Origin of the sequence: Roseofilum sp. Guam, from assembly GCF_017746735.1 — a bacterium.
In the GTDB taxonomy this organism is placed as follows: Bacteria; Cyanobacteriota; Cyanobacteriia; order Cyanobacteriales; family Desertifilaceae; genus Roseofilum; species Roseofilum reptotaenium.
This window is the reverse complement of record NZ_JAGHZN010000015.1, coordinates 61,811-76,098: the sequence shown is the minus strand read 5'-3', so window position 1 is coordinate 76,098 and position 14,288 is coordinate 61,811. Positions and strand designations below refer to the sequence as shown.

Genomic DNA, 14,288 nt, shown 5'->3' with positions numbered 1-14,288 from the left:
AATCAACACCAGACTAGGAAGGCGTTTTTCGAGGTCTCAACATCATCATTCCAGCAATGATGTAAACATTTGTTGCGTCTTGCATAAAAATGGGCGGAAAAAAATGAGAACCCTATAAAGGGGTAAGTCTAATCCACTCTGCACTGTTTTTTTCTCGATTCCGGTGAATCGATACCATCATGAGCATCTTCAAAAATTTCTTCGGTCAAAACTCTCCTAAAACGGCTAAACCCCAGTTCGAGGAAGGTCAGACCTTCATCCTTGAACCCATCCTTACCCCTTCAGGATTGCCGATAGATCTCGATGGCGGTAGCGAAGCGAGTAATACAAATATAGAGGTAGATTTGGGGGGAGAAGACCTAGACTTTGAGAGCGCCGAACCCTCGGAAGTAGAAGACATTCCCGATACTGACTTGGAAGAAGTTAGTGAGGTCGAGGAAACCGATGATACAGAAGAAAGCAACAGTCTAGAAGCAGCAATAGACCCCGAAACTGACCGAGAAATTGAAGAAGAACTGCCCTTTTTTGACTCGCTCCCCGAACCCAAAGGTGCTGAAGACAGTGCAGAGCGTCTCAGTTTAGACAGTGATGGAACCATTGAACCCGATGGCGAGCAGCAACTGATTTCCGCTTTTTCCGCCAACTCCAGCGAACCCGAAGAAGTTGAAAACCCAGAGATAGATGGTACTGCGGGTGTAGAAGAGAACTCGGAAGACACGGTAGAAGAGACGGATGCAGACAGTGATGAGATTGCCCCAGTTTTAGAGATTGCCCAGCCTAATTTTACCTTTGACTCCGGTATCTTCACTGTCGGTGAAACGGGACAAGTAGAGATTGACTATATCTTTGATGGAGGTGGGTATAAGGGAGAACTGGCAATCTTTTCCCTAGACGGAATGGATGAATTTGAACCGGGTTCTGAAGACTTCATTCAGGAAGCTTCTAGTCGCGCTTTGAGTGACTCGGAACAAGGTCATGTGGTGATTTCCGATGCCGATGAAGGGGCGAGATTTAGTGGCAACTTGGGAGAGCGCGACCAAAATGCTGGGGAATATTTGGGCGTAAAAAGCTTTAATATGCGCTCTGGAGATACTTTCGGCGTTATGTTGGTTCCCAATAAGACGGTAGCGAAAGTCTTTGATAATCCAGGAATTGGTGGTTCCGGTCGTCCCTTATTCTCCATGGTAACGGCTAATCCCCATGAAGGCTTCCATGTGGGACAAATTGCCGATGTTACTGGAGATGGTTCCACATTCGTGATGGAAGATATCCGCATTGATGGTAAAACCGACTCTGACTATAACGATATTATCTTCCAGATTCGGGGAGCCAAAGGAAAAGCAGCGCTGATGGATGAAGTGCTTGCAGAAGGAGAAGATTGGCGCGAGACTGAGTTAGGCAAAGGGATTATCGAATATGTTAAACCCTACGTAACTCCTGATGCGGTAGATGAAGTCGCGGGAGATTTAGTCGAGGATGTGGAAACTCTCCTGGAGTTCTTGGACAATACCACAGAACCGGAAGCGGACGAGATTGTTGTAGAGGAGAATTTAGTTGAAGAAGCGATAACTGCTGATGATGGTGAAACATCTGAAGCTGAGAATAGCGTAGAACCTGTGGTTGAGCAACAGGAGAGTGACGCAACTGAGGAGAAACCCCTTGACCAAGAGGTCACAGTTGATAAGGGTGAAGCTTCTGAAACTGAGAATAGCGTAGAACCTGTGGTTGAGCAACAGGAGAGTGACTTTACTGTTGTTGAGGATAACTCAGTTGATGAAGGAGTAACGGTTGATGAGGCTGAAACTTCTGAAGGGGAAAACAGTGTGGAACCTGCTGTTGAGAATAACTCAGGTGAGGAAGAATCACCTGTTACCGTAGCAGAAAATAATCCGGTTGCTGAGGAAGAAGCATCTACTGAGGTGAGTGATACAGAAGAAAATCAGCCGGTTGAGGAAGAGGAAGCGGTTGTTTCGGAGAGTACAGAGACTGAAAACGAGGGAAGTTCTGAGGTTCTAGAGGAAAATGCGGTAGAAGAACAAGAAAGTGTTGAAACGAGTGAGGGAGAGAATACGGATACGGAACCGGTGGAACTGGAACCGACAGTGAAGGAAGAACTGGTGGTGCGGTTGGCAACCCTCAGTGAAACACTGGAGGAAATTAAGAGTGAAGAGCCTGAAGTTTCTCAACTCCAACAAACTATTACTACGTTAACGGAAACCTTAACCGAGAACTCTGAAGACTTTTCTGATGTTCAGGAAGCGGTAACGACTCGGTTAGTAAACCGGTTGGAAGCGGTAACTGAGCAGTGGGTGTCTGGTGAAGAAGAACCAACGGTATTCGAGTTTGCGGAAACTGAGCAACCTTTGGTGGGTGTAATTGAAGAGTCTGCGGGTGAAGTTGAGGCAGGTGATGAGTCCAGTTTGTCTACTGAAGAAATCATTACTGAAATCAATAGTAATGCCCAACCTGAAGTAATCACCATTGAAGATAGTGCTTCTGAAAATTGGGTACAAGAGTTAGTTGAGTTTGTTGATGCTGCACGGGAATCTCAACAACCGAATGCCGTTGTTGCTCTGAATCTGAATTTAACTGAAGTCAATAGTCAAGGGGAAGTCATACCGCGCTATGACATTACGCCAGAAGAACGTGCGGCGCTGACTTATGCTCAAAAGAATAACATCTTAGTGTTGGTAACGGCTGGAGATAATGCAGAGGAAATTTCTGCTCTTGGAAAACTCTCGGATGAATTTGATAATGTGATGACGGTGGGAAGGGCGAAGAAAGCGAGCGAAGCCATTGCCCTTTCTAAAGCTTATGATAGGGCTGATGATTCTCCGGTGAGTTTGGCCTTAGATATTTTGGCTGATGCGGGGAGTGAAGAAACGGCTAGTCCTAGTCAAGCTGTGGCTCAAGTGACGGGAGCAGTGTCTCAAGTTTGGGCGGCTAATCCCGAACTTAACTATACTCAAGTCATTGATATTATCAAGCGCACTGCCACCGATTTGAGTGAAGAAAACTGGGATGCTCAAACGGGTTCTGGATTGCTGAATATTGCCGCAGCTATTCAAATTGCTGGGGCGACGGAACCGGAACGGTATACAGTGAAACCGGGTCGTCGGACAATTACGGATAACTTTATTGTTGAGGAGAATCCAGAGAAAGAACTGCCTGGAGATCCCACTCACCCAGCCGCGACGCTACCGGGAATTCCACAGACGGAAGTGGATACGGGAGGTAATAGTATTGGACAAGCGACTCGACTTTTGCCTTCTCCAACCGTAGATATTATCGATCAAGTGAGTGCCATTGACCCCAGGGATATTTTCCAGGTGGAAAGCCATTACTTGGAAGGAACTGAGTTTACGGTGATGGATGGAGAAGTTTCAGTTAAGTATCTGACTCCTACGGGTCAACTTTTGGGGACTGAAACCTTAAGTCGAGGCAGTCATACTCTACAAGTACCGGCTAATGCCACGGATGAAGTAGTCGTCAGTATTGAATCGGCGAATGGTAATCCCGCCACTTACATGATGTATGGGTTTGAAAGTCAGGAATCGGAACCTTTCCAAATTGATTTAGAGTACGATAGTCCTCTGAGTGCCAGTCAACAACAAATTATTGCCGCAGCAGCGAAGAATGTTGCTTCTCTGATTGGTAAGGGGTTACCGTCAGCCGTGGTTGATGGCAAGGTGATTGATGATATTAATATCAAGATTTCCAGATCAGATCTTGATGGTGCAGGGGGAACTCAGGCACGGACGAAGATTGATTTTATGCGCTATGGTTCCTTGTTACCGGCACAGTCGTTGGTACAGTTTGATGCTGCTGATATTGCCCAATTGGAAGCGTCGGGACAACTATTTGATGTGGTGCAGCATGAGTTTCTCCATGCTTTAGGATTTGGCAATCTTTGGGAAGCGAAGGGATTGGTGGATTATGCGGGTACATCATTAGCCCGGTACAACGGTAAGAAAGCGGTTGAAGAGTTCCAAAACATGGGAGGTTTGACCGATGCGATTTCTCTAGAAACTCAGGGTGCAGGTTCGGCGAGTTTGCACTGGCACGAGCAGCTTTTCCAAGATGAGATTATGACGGCAGACCTCAATGGTTTTGAGGGTGGAGATAATGCGCCTATTAGTGCGGTGACTATCGCTTCTCTGGCTGATTTGGGCTATGAGGTGAATTTAGACCGGGCAACGCCAGAGTATGAGTTATTGGGTGGCGATGGCTTTAATACGGATGATTTAACGCCAGAGGAGATAGAGGCGTTCCGAGAACTGGCAGAGACTTCTTTTGAAGAGTCTGGAGATGATTATATTGCTCCGATTATGCCTGTGGTTAATCCGGAGACGGTATCGCCGGAAATCTGGGCCCATGCGGAGCGGTTCTGGAAGAATGGAGAGTATTACGATTGGCATCGCTACCAAATTAAACCTGGCGATACTTTAAGTCATCTGGCGCAGCGCTACTTGGGTAATGCGGGTTATGACTACTATAAGTGGATTGGCGATCGTAATGGAGTCAAAAATTACGACTATATTGCTGCCTGGGAATGGATTGATGTTCCCGTACATCATCCTAACTACGAGTGGAAGCAGGAACAGGAACGGTTGCGGCGTGAGGAAGAGCTGCGTCGCCAGCAGGAAGACGAAGCACGGAAGCGACGAGAAGAAGAAGAGCGGTTAGCGCAGGAGAAAGCGGAGCAGGAACGGAAAGCTCGTGAGGAAGAGGAACGTCGCCTGGAAGCGGAACGCAAACAGCGAGAACTGGAAGAGCAAGAACGCCGCTTACGGGAAGAAATGGAACGTCGCCGTCAAGAAGAGGAACGGCGCAAGGAAGAGGAGCGCCTGCGGGAGTTGGAACGTCAACGGCAAATTGCGGAACAGCAAGGACGGGGTGGTTTAGATTGGTTCTTCTCGACTCCATTGCCTGAGTTTGGACCAACTGACCCGTTTGAGACCAAGTTGAGCGGCGAAACGGTGGGGAATTTGGTTCCGGATGATTACTATCGGTTTACTCTGTCTCGCAAGGGTCGGATTGATGCGCGGTTGATGAATCTGTTGGCGGATGCGGATTTGGTGTTGTATGACGTTCGCAATCGACCGATTTCCTATTCGATGCGCGAGGGAATTACGGATGAACAGATTCTGGTTGACCTGATTCCGGGAACTTATATGTTGCGGGTCAATAGTCCGAAAGGGGTGACGACTGACTATGATTTGATTGTTAAGTTCAAACATCAACTCTCTCGAACCGAGCAAGGGCCCCCTCCTGGATGGCGTGTGGGTAAGCCTGGTGGCGGTGGCGGTGGTACTGGCCCCTTGTTTAGCGACCCACGGATTCAGCGCATTTATGATCAGGCGTTAGGAGATTTTTCGGCTCAGGAACGAGCTAAGGCGAATCAAAAAATTGCTCAGTTGAAAGACGAGAAGCGTGTTTACGAACAAGAAATGCAAGCGTTGCTTGACCAGATGAATGCCGAGCAGAAGGCTAAGGTTCATGCTGCTTTGGATGATGCTCGTCATAATGCTAATGTCTGGGTTGATGATATTGCTAATCCGATCAAGGGTACAGTGGACAGTTTGGCTGATGGAATTAACAGTAAAGCTGATTCTGTTGCGAACGGTTTAATTGGTACAGTTGATGGCATTTGGGATTTTCGCAATGGTTGGATTAAAGACCGCAAAGAGGATGCACGGCGTTTAATTCGTCAAGGGCGAGATGCTGTCAAGGGAGCAGTTAATGAAGCGCGGAGTTGGTTGAAAGGACAACTGGGTGGGATTCAAGATGGTGTGAAGTCGGCGGTCTGGCATTTCTTTGAGACGATTAAGAATGCCTATCGGACTGGTGCTGAGATTAATCAGGTTATTGCCAATGCTGCCAATTCTTTCCGCAGTGCTATCGATAACGCAGTTCGTGGTGCGAATGAGTTGGTTGGTAAGTTCAAGGGGAAAGTTCTGGGTGCTGTTAATTGGACTAAGGATCTTGGCATTAACATTGACAAGTTTGGCGTTAAGTTCAATTTCAATGCCTATAATCAAATTGTTGAACCTGCGGTAAATGCGATCGCTGGTGGCGTTAGTTCCGCAATTAATGGTATGGGTAATACTCTCAAAGGTATTACTAACTGGTTGGAGCCTCGGACTCAGAAGGCAGTTGCGGCTATTGTAGATGCTCTCTTTGGCGATAAGACGGGTAATTTGTGGAACAAGATCAATGGAGTTGATGAGAAAATTGCAGCAACTCGCAGCGAACTGGAACGAAAGATTGTCCAGAAAGCGAACGAGTTGAAAAATCAGATGCAGAGTCTTCTGAATGGATTGGGCAGTGAAGGCAAAAAACTGCTTGATACAATTCTTAAGTTTGGTAACTCTACTGGCGGTCAAGTGACCATTGAGCTGATCAAGGTTGCTCTTGGCTTCGTTCCTGTTGTTGGTCAAGCGATTGATATTGTTGACACAGTACTAGCCCTTTGGAAAATTGTTGTTGGTGGCCGACGTGATGTCGAAGTTTGGGTTGAACTACTTGGGTCTTTAGCTGGCTGGTTCCCTGGCGTTGGAGATGCAATTAAAGGTATTGCTAAAATCGCACTAAAAAGTCCAATTGGAGCATTATTGCGGAAACTGGGACCTGATGTGACCAAGCAAGCAGCCAAAATCTTTAAGCAAGCTAAGTGGAAAGAGATTCTTCTTGATGTCGTTGAAGGTTTAGCTGGTGTATGGCGCAAGTTTGATAGCCAGATGGATAATGCTGCTGGATGGATTCTCGACCTGATGCCTGGTGTACGTCCCACTATGGCCGCAGTTGGTGAAATTATTGTCAAGTTCAATGATGAAGCTGCTGATGCTGGTAAGCATTTAGATGATATCAGTCAACAGATTGCTAAGAAGATTGATGATACTTCCGAGCAAATTGCCAAGGAGGATAAGAAAAAAGAAGATCCACCACTTCAGTTACCTGGTCCTGTCAAGATCAAGCCTGGCTCAGTAGATGATTTACTTGTCAATGCTAAAAAGTATCCCAAGAATGATAAGTCCATTCAGTATGACAAGAATGGCAGCGTTGAGGAAGCATGGCAAGATTATCGCGATTTAACCGATGGTTTTAATCCAAAAGGTACAGAAACCTCAAATGGAAAGCTGTTCGTTGCTGAGTTACCTGATGGGAGTAAGGCTATTGGTCGTGGTTTCAGTTCTGGCGGATCGCCAACGATTGAAATCCAAAAGCCTAATGGTGAGAAAATAAAGGTTCGTTATGTTGACAAATTTGATGAATCTGCATACAAGCAATATCCTGATTCATCAAATGTTTCTTCCGATGGAAATAATGGCAACAACAGTAGTGAAAATAAAACTCTCAAATCTCCGAAATTGGTGGAGGGTAATTCTACGGACTTAGGAAATAACCTTAATTTTCCTACAGCCAAGATTCCAGGCAAACAAATTGAATATCCTGGGGTACGAGGAGATTATCAAGCACATCATGTCATTCCAATTGAAGTGGTCAATGATAGTTACTTAATGCTCAATGCTGTTCATTTTGGTAAGTTCGATATTGATTCATCTGCTAATGGTATTTTTCTTCCAGCTTCAGAAAAAAGTGCATTAAATCTCTTTGAGGATACAGACATCGCCTTGCCTATTCATCTTGGCTCACATCCAAATTATTCTAGTAAAGTTAAGGAGTTTCTGGATCGAGAATGGCAAGAACTTTTACGTCTAGGGAAAACCGAAGATCCCGACGCTTTACTATTCTCTGTCAACCGAATAGCAAATTGGGCTAAAAAAGGACTTGTAGAAGGTTACTTAGTTAACGATCCTACAATCAAGTGGTTAGAGAAACCCTAGCGATCGCCCATTTTGGTGCGTTACGCGGGGAATAAAATTTACTTGACTTCGGCCCAAAGTTATAGCGCTGCGCGCTATAGTGTTGACAGATAAGGACGCATGTAGGGGCGAACGGCCGTTCGCCCCTACAGATTATTGTAAATACACTATCGCGAAGTGCTATAATTTCCCGCTAACACACCCTACGCGATCAACCTTTTTTCCCAGAAAAGAAACCAGAGTTTTTAGAGCAATGTATACTTCTCAATTAGTAGATTTGACAAAACCCCGGTTTCTGAGTTGCAGGCGATGGAACTCGCCGATTTGTCAGTGCCCAACAAATACGGTCAAATCCTTAAGAATTTCACCTCATCATGAACCCACCCAAACTCTATCTTAGTATCCCAGAAATTCCTCTAGCTCAAGCTCCATCACTTGATGACGCTCGCTGTACCTTAGCTAACCCATTAACCCAAATCTTACAACGAACGGGAAACACCATTACCCAAACCCTAGAAGACCTCAAACCTCCAAACCCAGAAGAGTTCCTCAATTCCTTAAAAGGAAATAGCTCAGTTTACCAAGCTTCCATGTCGCGCCAGTTCGCGGCCGACCTCCCCCCCGACATTGAACAAACCACCCTCAAAGACGAACCCAAAGACTGGTACATCAAAACTGCTGACTTTGGCGATGACTCCGACAGAGTTCTCCAACACCGGGATGGCGAATATACTCAACTCTTAGAAGACCTGGCCACTTACGATCAAATCCTCCAAGAACATTGCCATAGAATCATTATTCTACGTCCCCCCAACTATGGCCGCTATGACCTCCTCATCAACGCGGCGATGCGTTGCTTAGGCTACACGGAAGCACAATTTCAATTCATCATTGTTCAACCCATTAAACTCTACGCCTTCCATAAACCGAGCCAAAAACTGCACGCTCTCCCCGAACTTCCGATTGATGAACTGATAAAAGCAATAGGAATAGATGCACTTCGCTGGCATAGTTTGGCGACTCCCCTGACTAAAGTTGCTCCCATTAATATCAGCACCGCAGGACAACTTAATCAACAAGATAGCTTGTATCGAATACAAACGACCCATGCTCGTTGCTGTACGCTGCTAGAACAAGCGCACCAACACGGAACTATCGAGCTAGAGATAACAGATGATTGGCAGATTAAATCTTCATCACCATCCCTAGAAGAGTTGGTTTGGGAAGATGGGAATGCTGCGGCTTTAGTCAAGGAAATACAGAAGACTCCTACTATTTTACAAGCAAGCGCTGATGCTATCTCTGGTCATCTGCTCTACCAACATTTAGAACACATCAGTGATGTTTGCGATAAGTGGTGTCTGAATTTGAGTCCAACTGCTCAAGATTGTTCTTTATTACTGGCAACGAAACACACCCTTTTCGATGTATTGGAGAGTATTTTGGGGATGAAAACGCGATCGCCTGAGATTTAAGCGGCAACTGAACTTGGACTGGGAGGGGTTAAACCGTCTTCTTGGCAATACTCATAAGTTATAATCAATTCAAGATATTCAACTTATAATATGCATCCATAATGAGTATCACTGACACTCAAGCTATCACGTCTGAAACCATTCTGGAATCTCTCAGGGAAATCTTCCCTCACATTCAGAAACAATACCAAATTAATCAGCTAGGACTTTTTGGTTCCTATGTTCGAGGAGAAGCGACAGAAACGAGCGATATTGATTTACTGGTTGAATTTAGCCCGGACATCAATTTTGGTCTAATTACCTACTGTAAATTGGAAAACTACCTGAGTGAAAGACTGGGTAAAAAAGTCGATCTAGTTACTAAAGATGGATTAAAACCCTATATTGGCCAACAGATTCTTCAGGAAGTAGTTTACCTATGAACCGCACTATCAAAGACTATTTGCAAGATATTATCGATGCGATAAACAACGCAGAAGAATTTATCAAAGGTTTTGATTTTGATACCTTTGAATCCGATCAAAAAACCATATTTGCCGTTACCCGTGCTATAGAAATCATTGGCGAAGCGTCTAAACAAATTCCGCCTGAATTCAAAGAAAAGTATCCTCATATCCCTTGGAAGGAAGTTGCCGGAATGCGAGATAAAATGATTCACCACTATTTCGGTATTAATTTAAAAATCCTCTGGAATACGGCGAACAACGACTTGCAACCTCTAAAAGTCACTATCGAAACCATGCTAGACATCCTAAATTAGGTATTCCGCGATAATGCTCCGCATCGCTGGCGCGATAAAACTCCGTTTCGCTCCGCGAACGCCTGAAAATTAAGCAGCAACTGAACTTGGAGTTAGAGGAGTTAAACCGTCTTCTGGGCAATACTCAAGATAACTGGCAATCGCCTCTGGAGCATTGGCGATCGCCTTTTTTAACAATAACTAAAGTAAATCTTCTTCTAATAACTCTGTAGCTTTCATCAAAGCCTTCAATGTTCCTATCTTTAAATCTTTATTTCCATGAACAGGAACAACAACAATCTGCTCCGTTTCGGAGTGTTGATAAATATGATGGCTTCCTTTAACTCTTTTCAAGATCCAGCCATTACTTTCCAAGATCTTACAGAAATTTTTCCCAGAAACTAACTTCATACTGCAATTTCCACAATGCGATCGGTTTCTTGGATCGGGGAACTTTCATTTGCGACTTCTAACCATCCCATAATTGCTTCTTGTAGATTATCCATAACTTCTTCCCAAGACTCTCCCTCAGTAATACATCCAGGTAGAGCGGGCACTTCTGCCCAGTATCCACCCTCTTGGGCTTCGTGAATAATCGCCTTAATCTTCATGATTGAATTGAGTAAAGTATGGATCGAATTTAGCATTCTTGATGGCGATCGCCAAGGGATCTGTTCAAGAATTGCATGGGTGAACCCGTTGTCGAGCAAATAATACGACTCAATTCTTTCGGGAATCACAGAGCTATTAGGCGATAAAACTCGGTTTCGCTGGCGTGATAAAACTCCGTTTCGCTTCGCGATCGCCTGAGACTTAAGCGGCAACTGAACTTGGACTTGGAGGAGTGATACTCTCTTGTTGGCAAAACTCAAGATAACTGGCGATCGCATCTTTGGAATTGGCGATCGCCTTTTGGGGGGCGATCGCTCTACCCACTCATGCTAACATTAAATTTAGTGCAAATTAAGTACAACCCTATTATGCTCAACTTAAGTCGCGATATTCAGTCCCTTTCTAACTTCAAGAGAAATACATCTGAGTTTATCGAACAGATGAAACAAACTGGTAGCCCCATGGTATTGACAGTCAATGGTAAAGCTGAATTAGTCGTTCAAGATGCTGCATCTTATCAAAAACTTCTAGAGGCGATCGAATACTTGGAAAGCATTACTGGTATTCAACAAGGATTAGATGATCTCAATGCTGGACGAGTCCGACCTTTAGAAGCATTTACGAAAGAAATGCAACAGAAACATGGAATTCCAAGTTCAGATTACTAAAAGTGCGGAAATTGAAATTGAAGTGGCTTATGAGTGGTTAAAAAAGCGGAACCCAAGCTACAGCGATCAGTGGTTTCGCGAATTAATGGATAAACTTGCTACATTACAAGTCAAGCCCCGACGCTGCGCTTTAGCCATTGAAAATGATGTGTTTCCGGAAGAAGTTCGACAACTGCTCTATGGAAAACGTCCCAATGTTTATCGAATATTATTTGTAATTCGCAATGATATCGTATACATCATTCATGTTCGTCATAGCAAACAAGCACTCCTAACGGCTGAAGATTGGGATGAAGAGGCAGAGTAAAGGCGATAATGCGACCCATCGCTGGCGCGAACGCCTGAAATTTAAGCAGCAACTGAACTTGGACTTGGAGGGGTTAAACCATTTTCTTGGCAATACTCAAGATAACTGGCGAACGCCTGAAATTTAAGCGGCAACTGAACTTGGACTGGGAGGGGTTAAACCGTCTTCTTGGCAATACTCAAGATAACTGGCGATCGCCTTTTGGGGGGGTAGTGATTTTGGGGGGCGATAAAACTCCGCATCGCTGCGCCAACCCCTGAGATATAAGCAGCAATTGACATAGTGCGATAGATTTCTCCAAAATGCTCTAATAAAGCTAATTCAAGTGATATAATTTCATCTTAGAGTATAGCTATAAAGATGCCGAGGAAACTTCGAGAACTCAAAGCTGAAATTACCCGTGCTGGATTTGTGTATTTACCAAAACGAGGTAAAGGAAGTCACGAACGCTGGCGACACCCTCTCCTGAAAAAAACACTCACAATTTCCAGTAAAGATGGCTCTGATGTACCCCCTTACCTAGAAAAACAAGTAGCTCAGTTATTACTTGAATTAGCCGATATCGAAAACAAACAGGAGAATGACGAGTGATGAATCAGTACACTACAATTATTCAGTGGTCAGAAGAAGATAATCTGTTTCTAGTTACCATTCCAGAATTTGCTGACCGCGTGATCATGCCTTGCACTCATGGAACAACTCGTGCAGAAGCGATTAAAAATGCGGAAGAAGCGATCGAGATGTATCTAGAAGCTTGGCATGAAGAAGGAGAGCCAATTCCTGAACCGCAATTTTTGCAAACAGCTTAACTATTACAAAGATAATTTTATTAAGCTATTCCTGTGTCAGAAGTTCTCATCAAATTTTGTAAACGTCTAAAGTGAGTTATGCCAAAGTTTCGCCATGAATAATCTGCAATAACTGCCACTTTAAATTCCAGATAGTTTCTTCAAGATCGGTAGGAATTTCTGCCATATTTGATGAATTACTGATGATTTCCTAATGATTGTAACTCTGATCGCCGTGAGAACAGCCCTAGAGATCCGTGGTATACAGTTACTAGGGATGAATTCGTTCTTGGACTATTTTGATCGAGAGAGCGAAGACAGCACTGACCCAATGTAATCACTCAAGTCTCAATCATCTTAACCGGTTGAATTACAATGAATACGGATATTAAAAATCTGCTCTCGGATTTAATCAAACGCTATCGCTCTCAAGTTGATTTCCTTGCTATCCGTCTGGAAGAAGCAGAAGCAACCGATATCTTGCTGCGGGGGAATAAAGTAGAAACCCTCAGCGAAGGCATTTCCCTAGGGGGACAAGTACGTGCTTGTTACAAAGGGGGTTGGGGAATGAGTAGCTTTAACCAATTGGGGGTATTGTCGAAGCGGATAGAAGAAGCGATCGCCTCTGCGCGGTTGGTGGGACAAGAAGAAACCATTCTAGCGCCGATTCCCATTATCGAAGATAGTCAGGTCTTGCCCCTGGGGGGAACCCATCCCAGGGAGATTCCCCTAATCGAGAAAAAGGAATTGTGCGATCGCTACGCCGACATTCTCCACAGTACCAATCCTCAAGTAGCCACAACCTCTGTACGCTACGGAGACTGCTGTCAGCGGATTATCTTGATCACCTCTGAAGGAACGCTCATTGAGCAATCCTGGGTCGATTTAGAGATGCGCTTTGCCGCCACCGCTCGTCAGGGTTCCACTGTACAAACCGGACGGGAAACCACCGGATCGCGCAATGGGTATGAAGATTTAACCCAACTCGATAACCAAGTGCGATCGGCTGCCCAGCGTGCCGTTAATGCCCTCTCCCATCCTCCCATTAAAGGCAATACCTACACCGTCGTCATCGATCCAATTTTAACCGGATTATTTGTCCATGAAGCCTTTGGTCACCTTTCAGAAGCCGATATGGCCTATGAAAACCCCGATATCCTGGAAGTGATGACCCTAGGGCGCAAATTTGGCCCGGACAACCTGCAAATTCTGGATGGTGGAGCGCCACAAGGTCACCGAGGCAGTTATTTCTATGATGATGAAGGAACCCCAGCCACAACCACCCAACTGATCAAAGATGGGGTATTAGCTGGCCGTCTGCATTCGCGGGAAACCGCCGGCAAACTGGGAGAGGAACCCACAGGGAATGCTCGTTGCCTCAATTATCATTATCCTCCCTTGGTACGAATGACCAATACCTGGATTGAGCGGGGGGAAACTCCTGTGAGCGATTTGTTTAGTGGTATCCAAGAAGGGGTTTACGCTAAAAACTGGCGAGGGGGAATGACCAATGGAGAAATGTTTACCTTTGGGGCAGGAGAAGCTTGGATGATTCGCAATGGGAAAATTGCTGAACCAGTACGAGATGTGACCCTTTCCGGCAATGTGTTTAGTACCTTAGCCGATATTGAGGGGATCGGTGATGATTTTTACTGGGATGAGTCCGGCGGTTGTGGCAAAGGGGGACAAAATGGGTTGGCTGTCGGCTGTGGCGGCCCCTCCTTGCGCATCCAGAATGTAGTGGTGGGGGGAGAAGCAGAGAATGAGTAAACTGTAATGAGATCAAGTCCGAGTCATCAGTTTAACAATGTATAATGTGTTTCCACTCCTAGATTGTTTCGGGAGAACATTGCCTATTCCCTGTTCCCTATTC

Annotated in this window: 14 protein-coding genes; 10 read left to right on the top strand and 4 right to left on the bottom strand. The window is 45.1% G+C overall.

Annotation, left to right across the window (positions count from 1 at the left end):
- Positions 1–179 precede the first annotated feature (179 nt).
- From J7529_RS07455 to J7529_RS07440, 4 genes are all read left to right on the top strand, one after another.
- Positions 180–7,847 carry a DUF4114 domain-containing protein gene (locus tag J7529_RS07455; RefSeq protein WP_318728463.1) on the top strand — a complete coding sequence of 2,556 codons (7,668 nt, stop codon included), beginning with the start codon at positions 180–182 and terminating at the stop codon, positions 7,845–7,847.
- A gap of 353 nt (positions 7,848–8,200) precedes the next feature.
- Positions 8,201–9,301, top strand: a complete 1,101-nt coding sequence (locus J7529_RS07450) for a DALR anticodon-binding domain-containing protein (RefSeq protein WP_318728462.1) — start codon at positions 8,201–8,203, stop codon at positions 9,299–9,301.
- A gap of 101 nt (positions 9,302–9,402) precedes the next feature.
- Positions 9,403–9,723: a nucleotidyltransferase family protein gene (locus J7529_RS07445; protein ID WP_318728461.1), complete on the top strand. Its 321-nt coding sequence runs from the start codon at positions 9,403–9,405 to the stop codon at positions 9,721–9,723.
- A complete protein-coding gene (locus tag J7529_RS07440; protein ID WP_318728460.1) occupies positions 9,720–10,061 on the top strand; it encodes a DUF86 domain-containing protein in 342 nt (113 codons plus the stop codon). Before J7529_RS07445 ends, J7529_RS07440 begins: the two co-directional genes overlap by 4 nt.
- Before the next feature lie 180 nt (positions 10,062–10,241).
- Here the strand turns inward: J7529_RS07440 and J7529_RS07435 are convergent, their stop codons facing one another.
- The 3 genes from J7529_RS07435 to J7529_RS07425 form a co-directional block, all read right to left on the bottom strand.
- A complete protein-coding gene (locus J7529_RS07435; RefSeq protein ID WP_318728459.1) occupies positions 10,242–10,451 on the bottom strand; it encodes a type II toxin-antitoxin system HicA family toxin in 210 nt (69 codons plus the stop codon).
- Positions 10,448–10,651 carry a type II toxin-antitoxin system HicB family antitoxin gene (locus J7529_RS24640; protein WP_413038833.1) on the bottom strand — a complete coding sequence of 68 codons (204 nt, stop codon included), beginning with the start codon at positions 10,649–10,651 and terminating at the stop codon, positions 10,448–10,450. The genes J7529_RS07435 and J7529_RS24640 overlap by 4 nt, the downstream gene beginning before the upstream one ends.
- A gap of 202 nt (positions 10,652–10,853) precedes the next feature.
- A complete protein-coding gene (locus tag J7529_RS07425) occupies positions 10,854–10,976 on the bottom strand; it encodes a hypothetical protein (RefSeq protein ID WP_318728457.1) in 123 nt (40 codons plus the stop codon).
- A 44-nt stretch (positions 10,977–11,020) separates the two neighbouring features.
- Between J7529_RS07425 and J7529_RS07420 the strand changes: the two genes are divergently transcribed.
- Genes J7529_RS07420 through J7529_RS07410 form a run of 3 tightly spaced genes read left to right on the top strand, consistent with a single transcriptional unit; the run spans position 11,021 to position 11,754 of the window.
- Complete coding sequence (locus tag J7529_RS07420) at positions 11,021–11,320, top strand: type II toxin-antitoxin system Phd/YefM family antitoxin (RefSeq protein WP_413038832.1); 300 nt, start codon at positions 11,021–11,023, stop codon at positions 11,318–11,320.
- Positions 11,295–11,627, top strand: a complete 333-nt coding sequence (locus J7529_RS07415) for a type II toxin-antitoxin system RelE/ParE family toxin (protein ID WP_318728455.1) — start codon at positions 11,295–11,297, stop codon at positions 11,625–11,627. Before J7529_RS07420 ends, J7529_RS07415 begins: the two co-directional genes overlap by 26 nt.
- The gene (locus J7529_RS07410) at positions 11,611–11,754 is read left to right on the top strand and encodes a hypothetical protein (RefSeq protein ID WP_318728454.1); all 144 of its coding nucleotides are present in this window, start codon (positions 11,611–11,613) and stop codon (positions 11,752–11,754) included. The genes J7529_RS07415 and J7529_RS07410 overlap by 17 nt, the downstream gene beginning before the upstream one ends.
- Before the next feature lie 28 nt (positions 11,755–11,782).
- On the opposite strand, the gene J7529_RS07405 is transcribed toward J7529_RS07410, so the two are convergent.
- A complete protein-coding gene (locus J7529_RS07405) occupies positions 11,783–11,908 on the bottom strand; it encodes a hypothetical protein (RefSeq protein WP_318728453.1) in 126 nt (41 codons plus the stop codon).
- A gap of 79 nt (positions 11,909–11,987) precedes the next feature.
- Between J7529_RS07405 and J7529_RS07400 the strand changes: the two genes are divergently transcribed.
- From J7529_RS07400 to J7529_RS07390, 3 genes are all read left to right on the top strand, one after another.
- Positions 11,988–12,218 (top strand): type II toxin-antitoxin system HicA family toxin, encoded by a 231-nt coding sequence (locus J7529_RS07400; protein ID WP_318728452.1) that lies wholly within the window; start codon positions 11,988–11,990, stop codon positions 12,216–12,218.
- Entirely contained in the window at positions 12,218–12,436 is a 219-nt protein-coding gene (locus J7529_RS07395) for a type II toxin-antitoxin system HicB family antitoxin (protein ID WP_318728451.1), read from the top strand. Before J7529_RS07400 ends, J7529_RS07395 begins: the two co-directional genes overlap by 1 nt.
- Before the next feature lie 354 nt (positions 12,437–12,790).
- Positions 12,791–14,185, top strand: a complete 1,395-nt coding sequence (locus J7529_RS07390; RefSeq protein ID WP_271942572.1) for a TldD/PmbA family protein — start codon at positions 12,791–12,793, stop codon at positions 14,183–14,185.
- Positions 14,186–14,288: the final 103 nt, after the last annotated feature.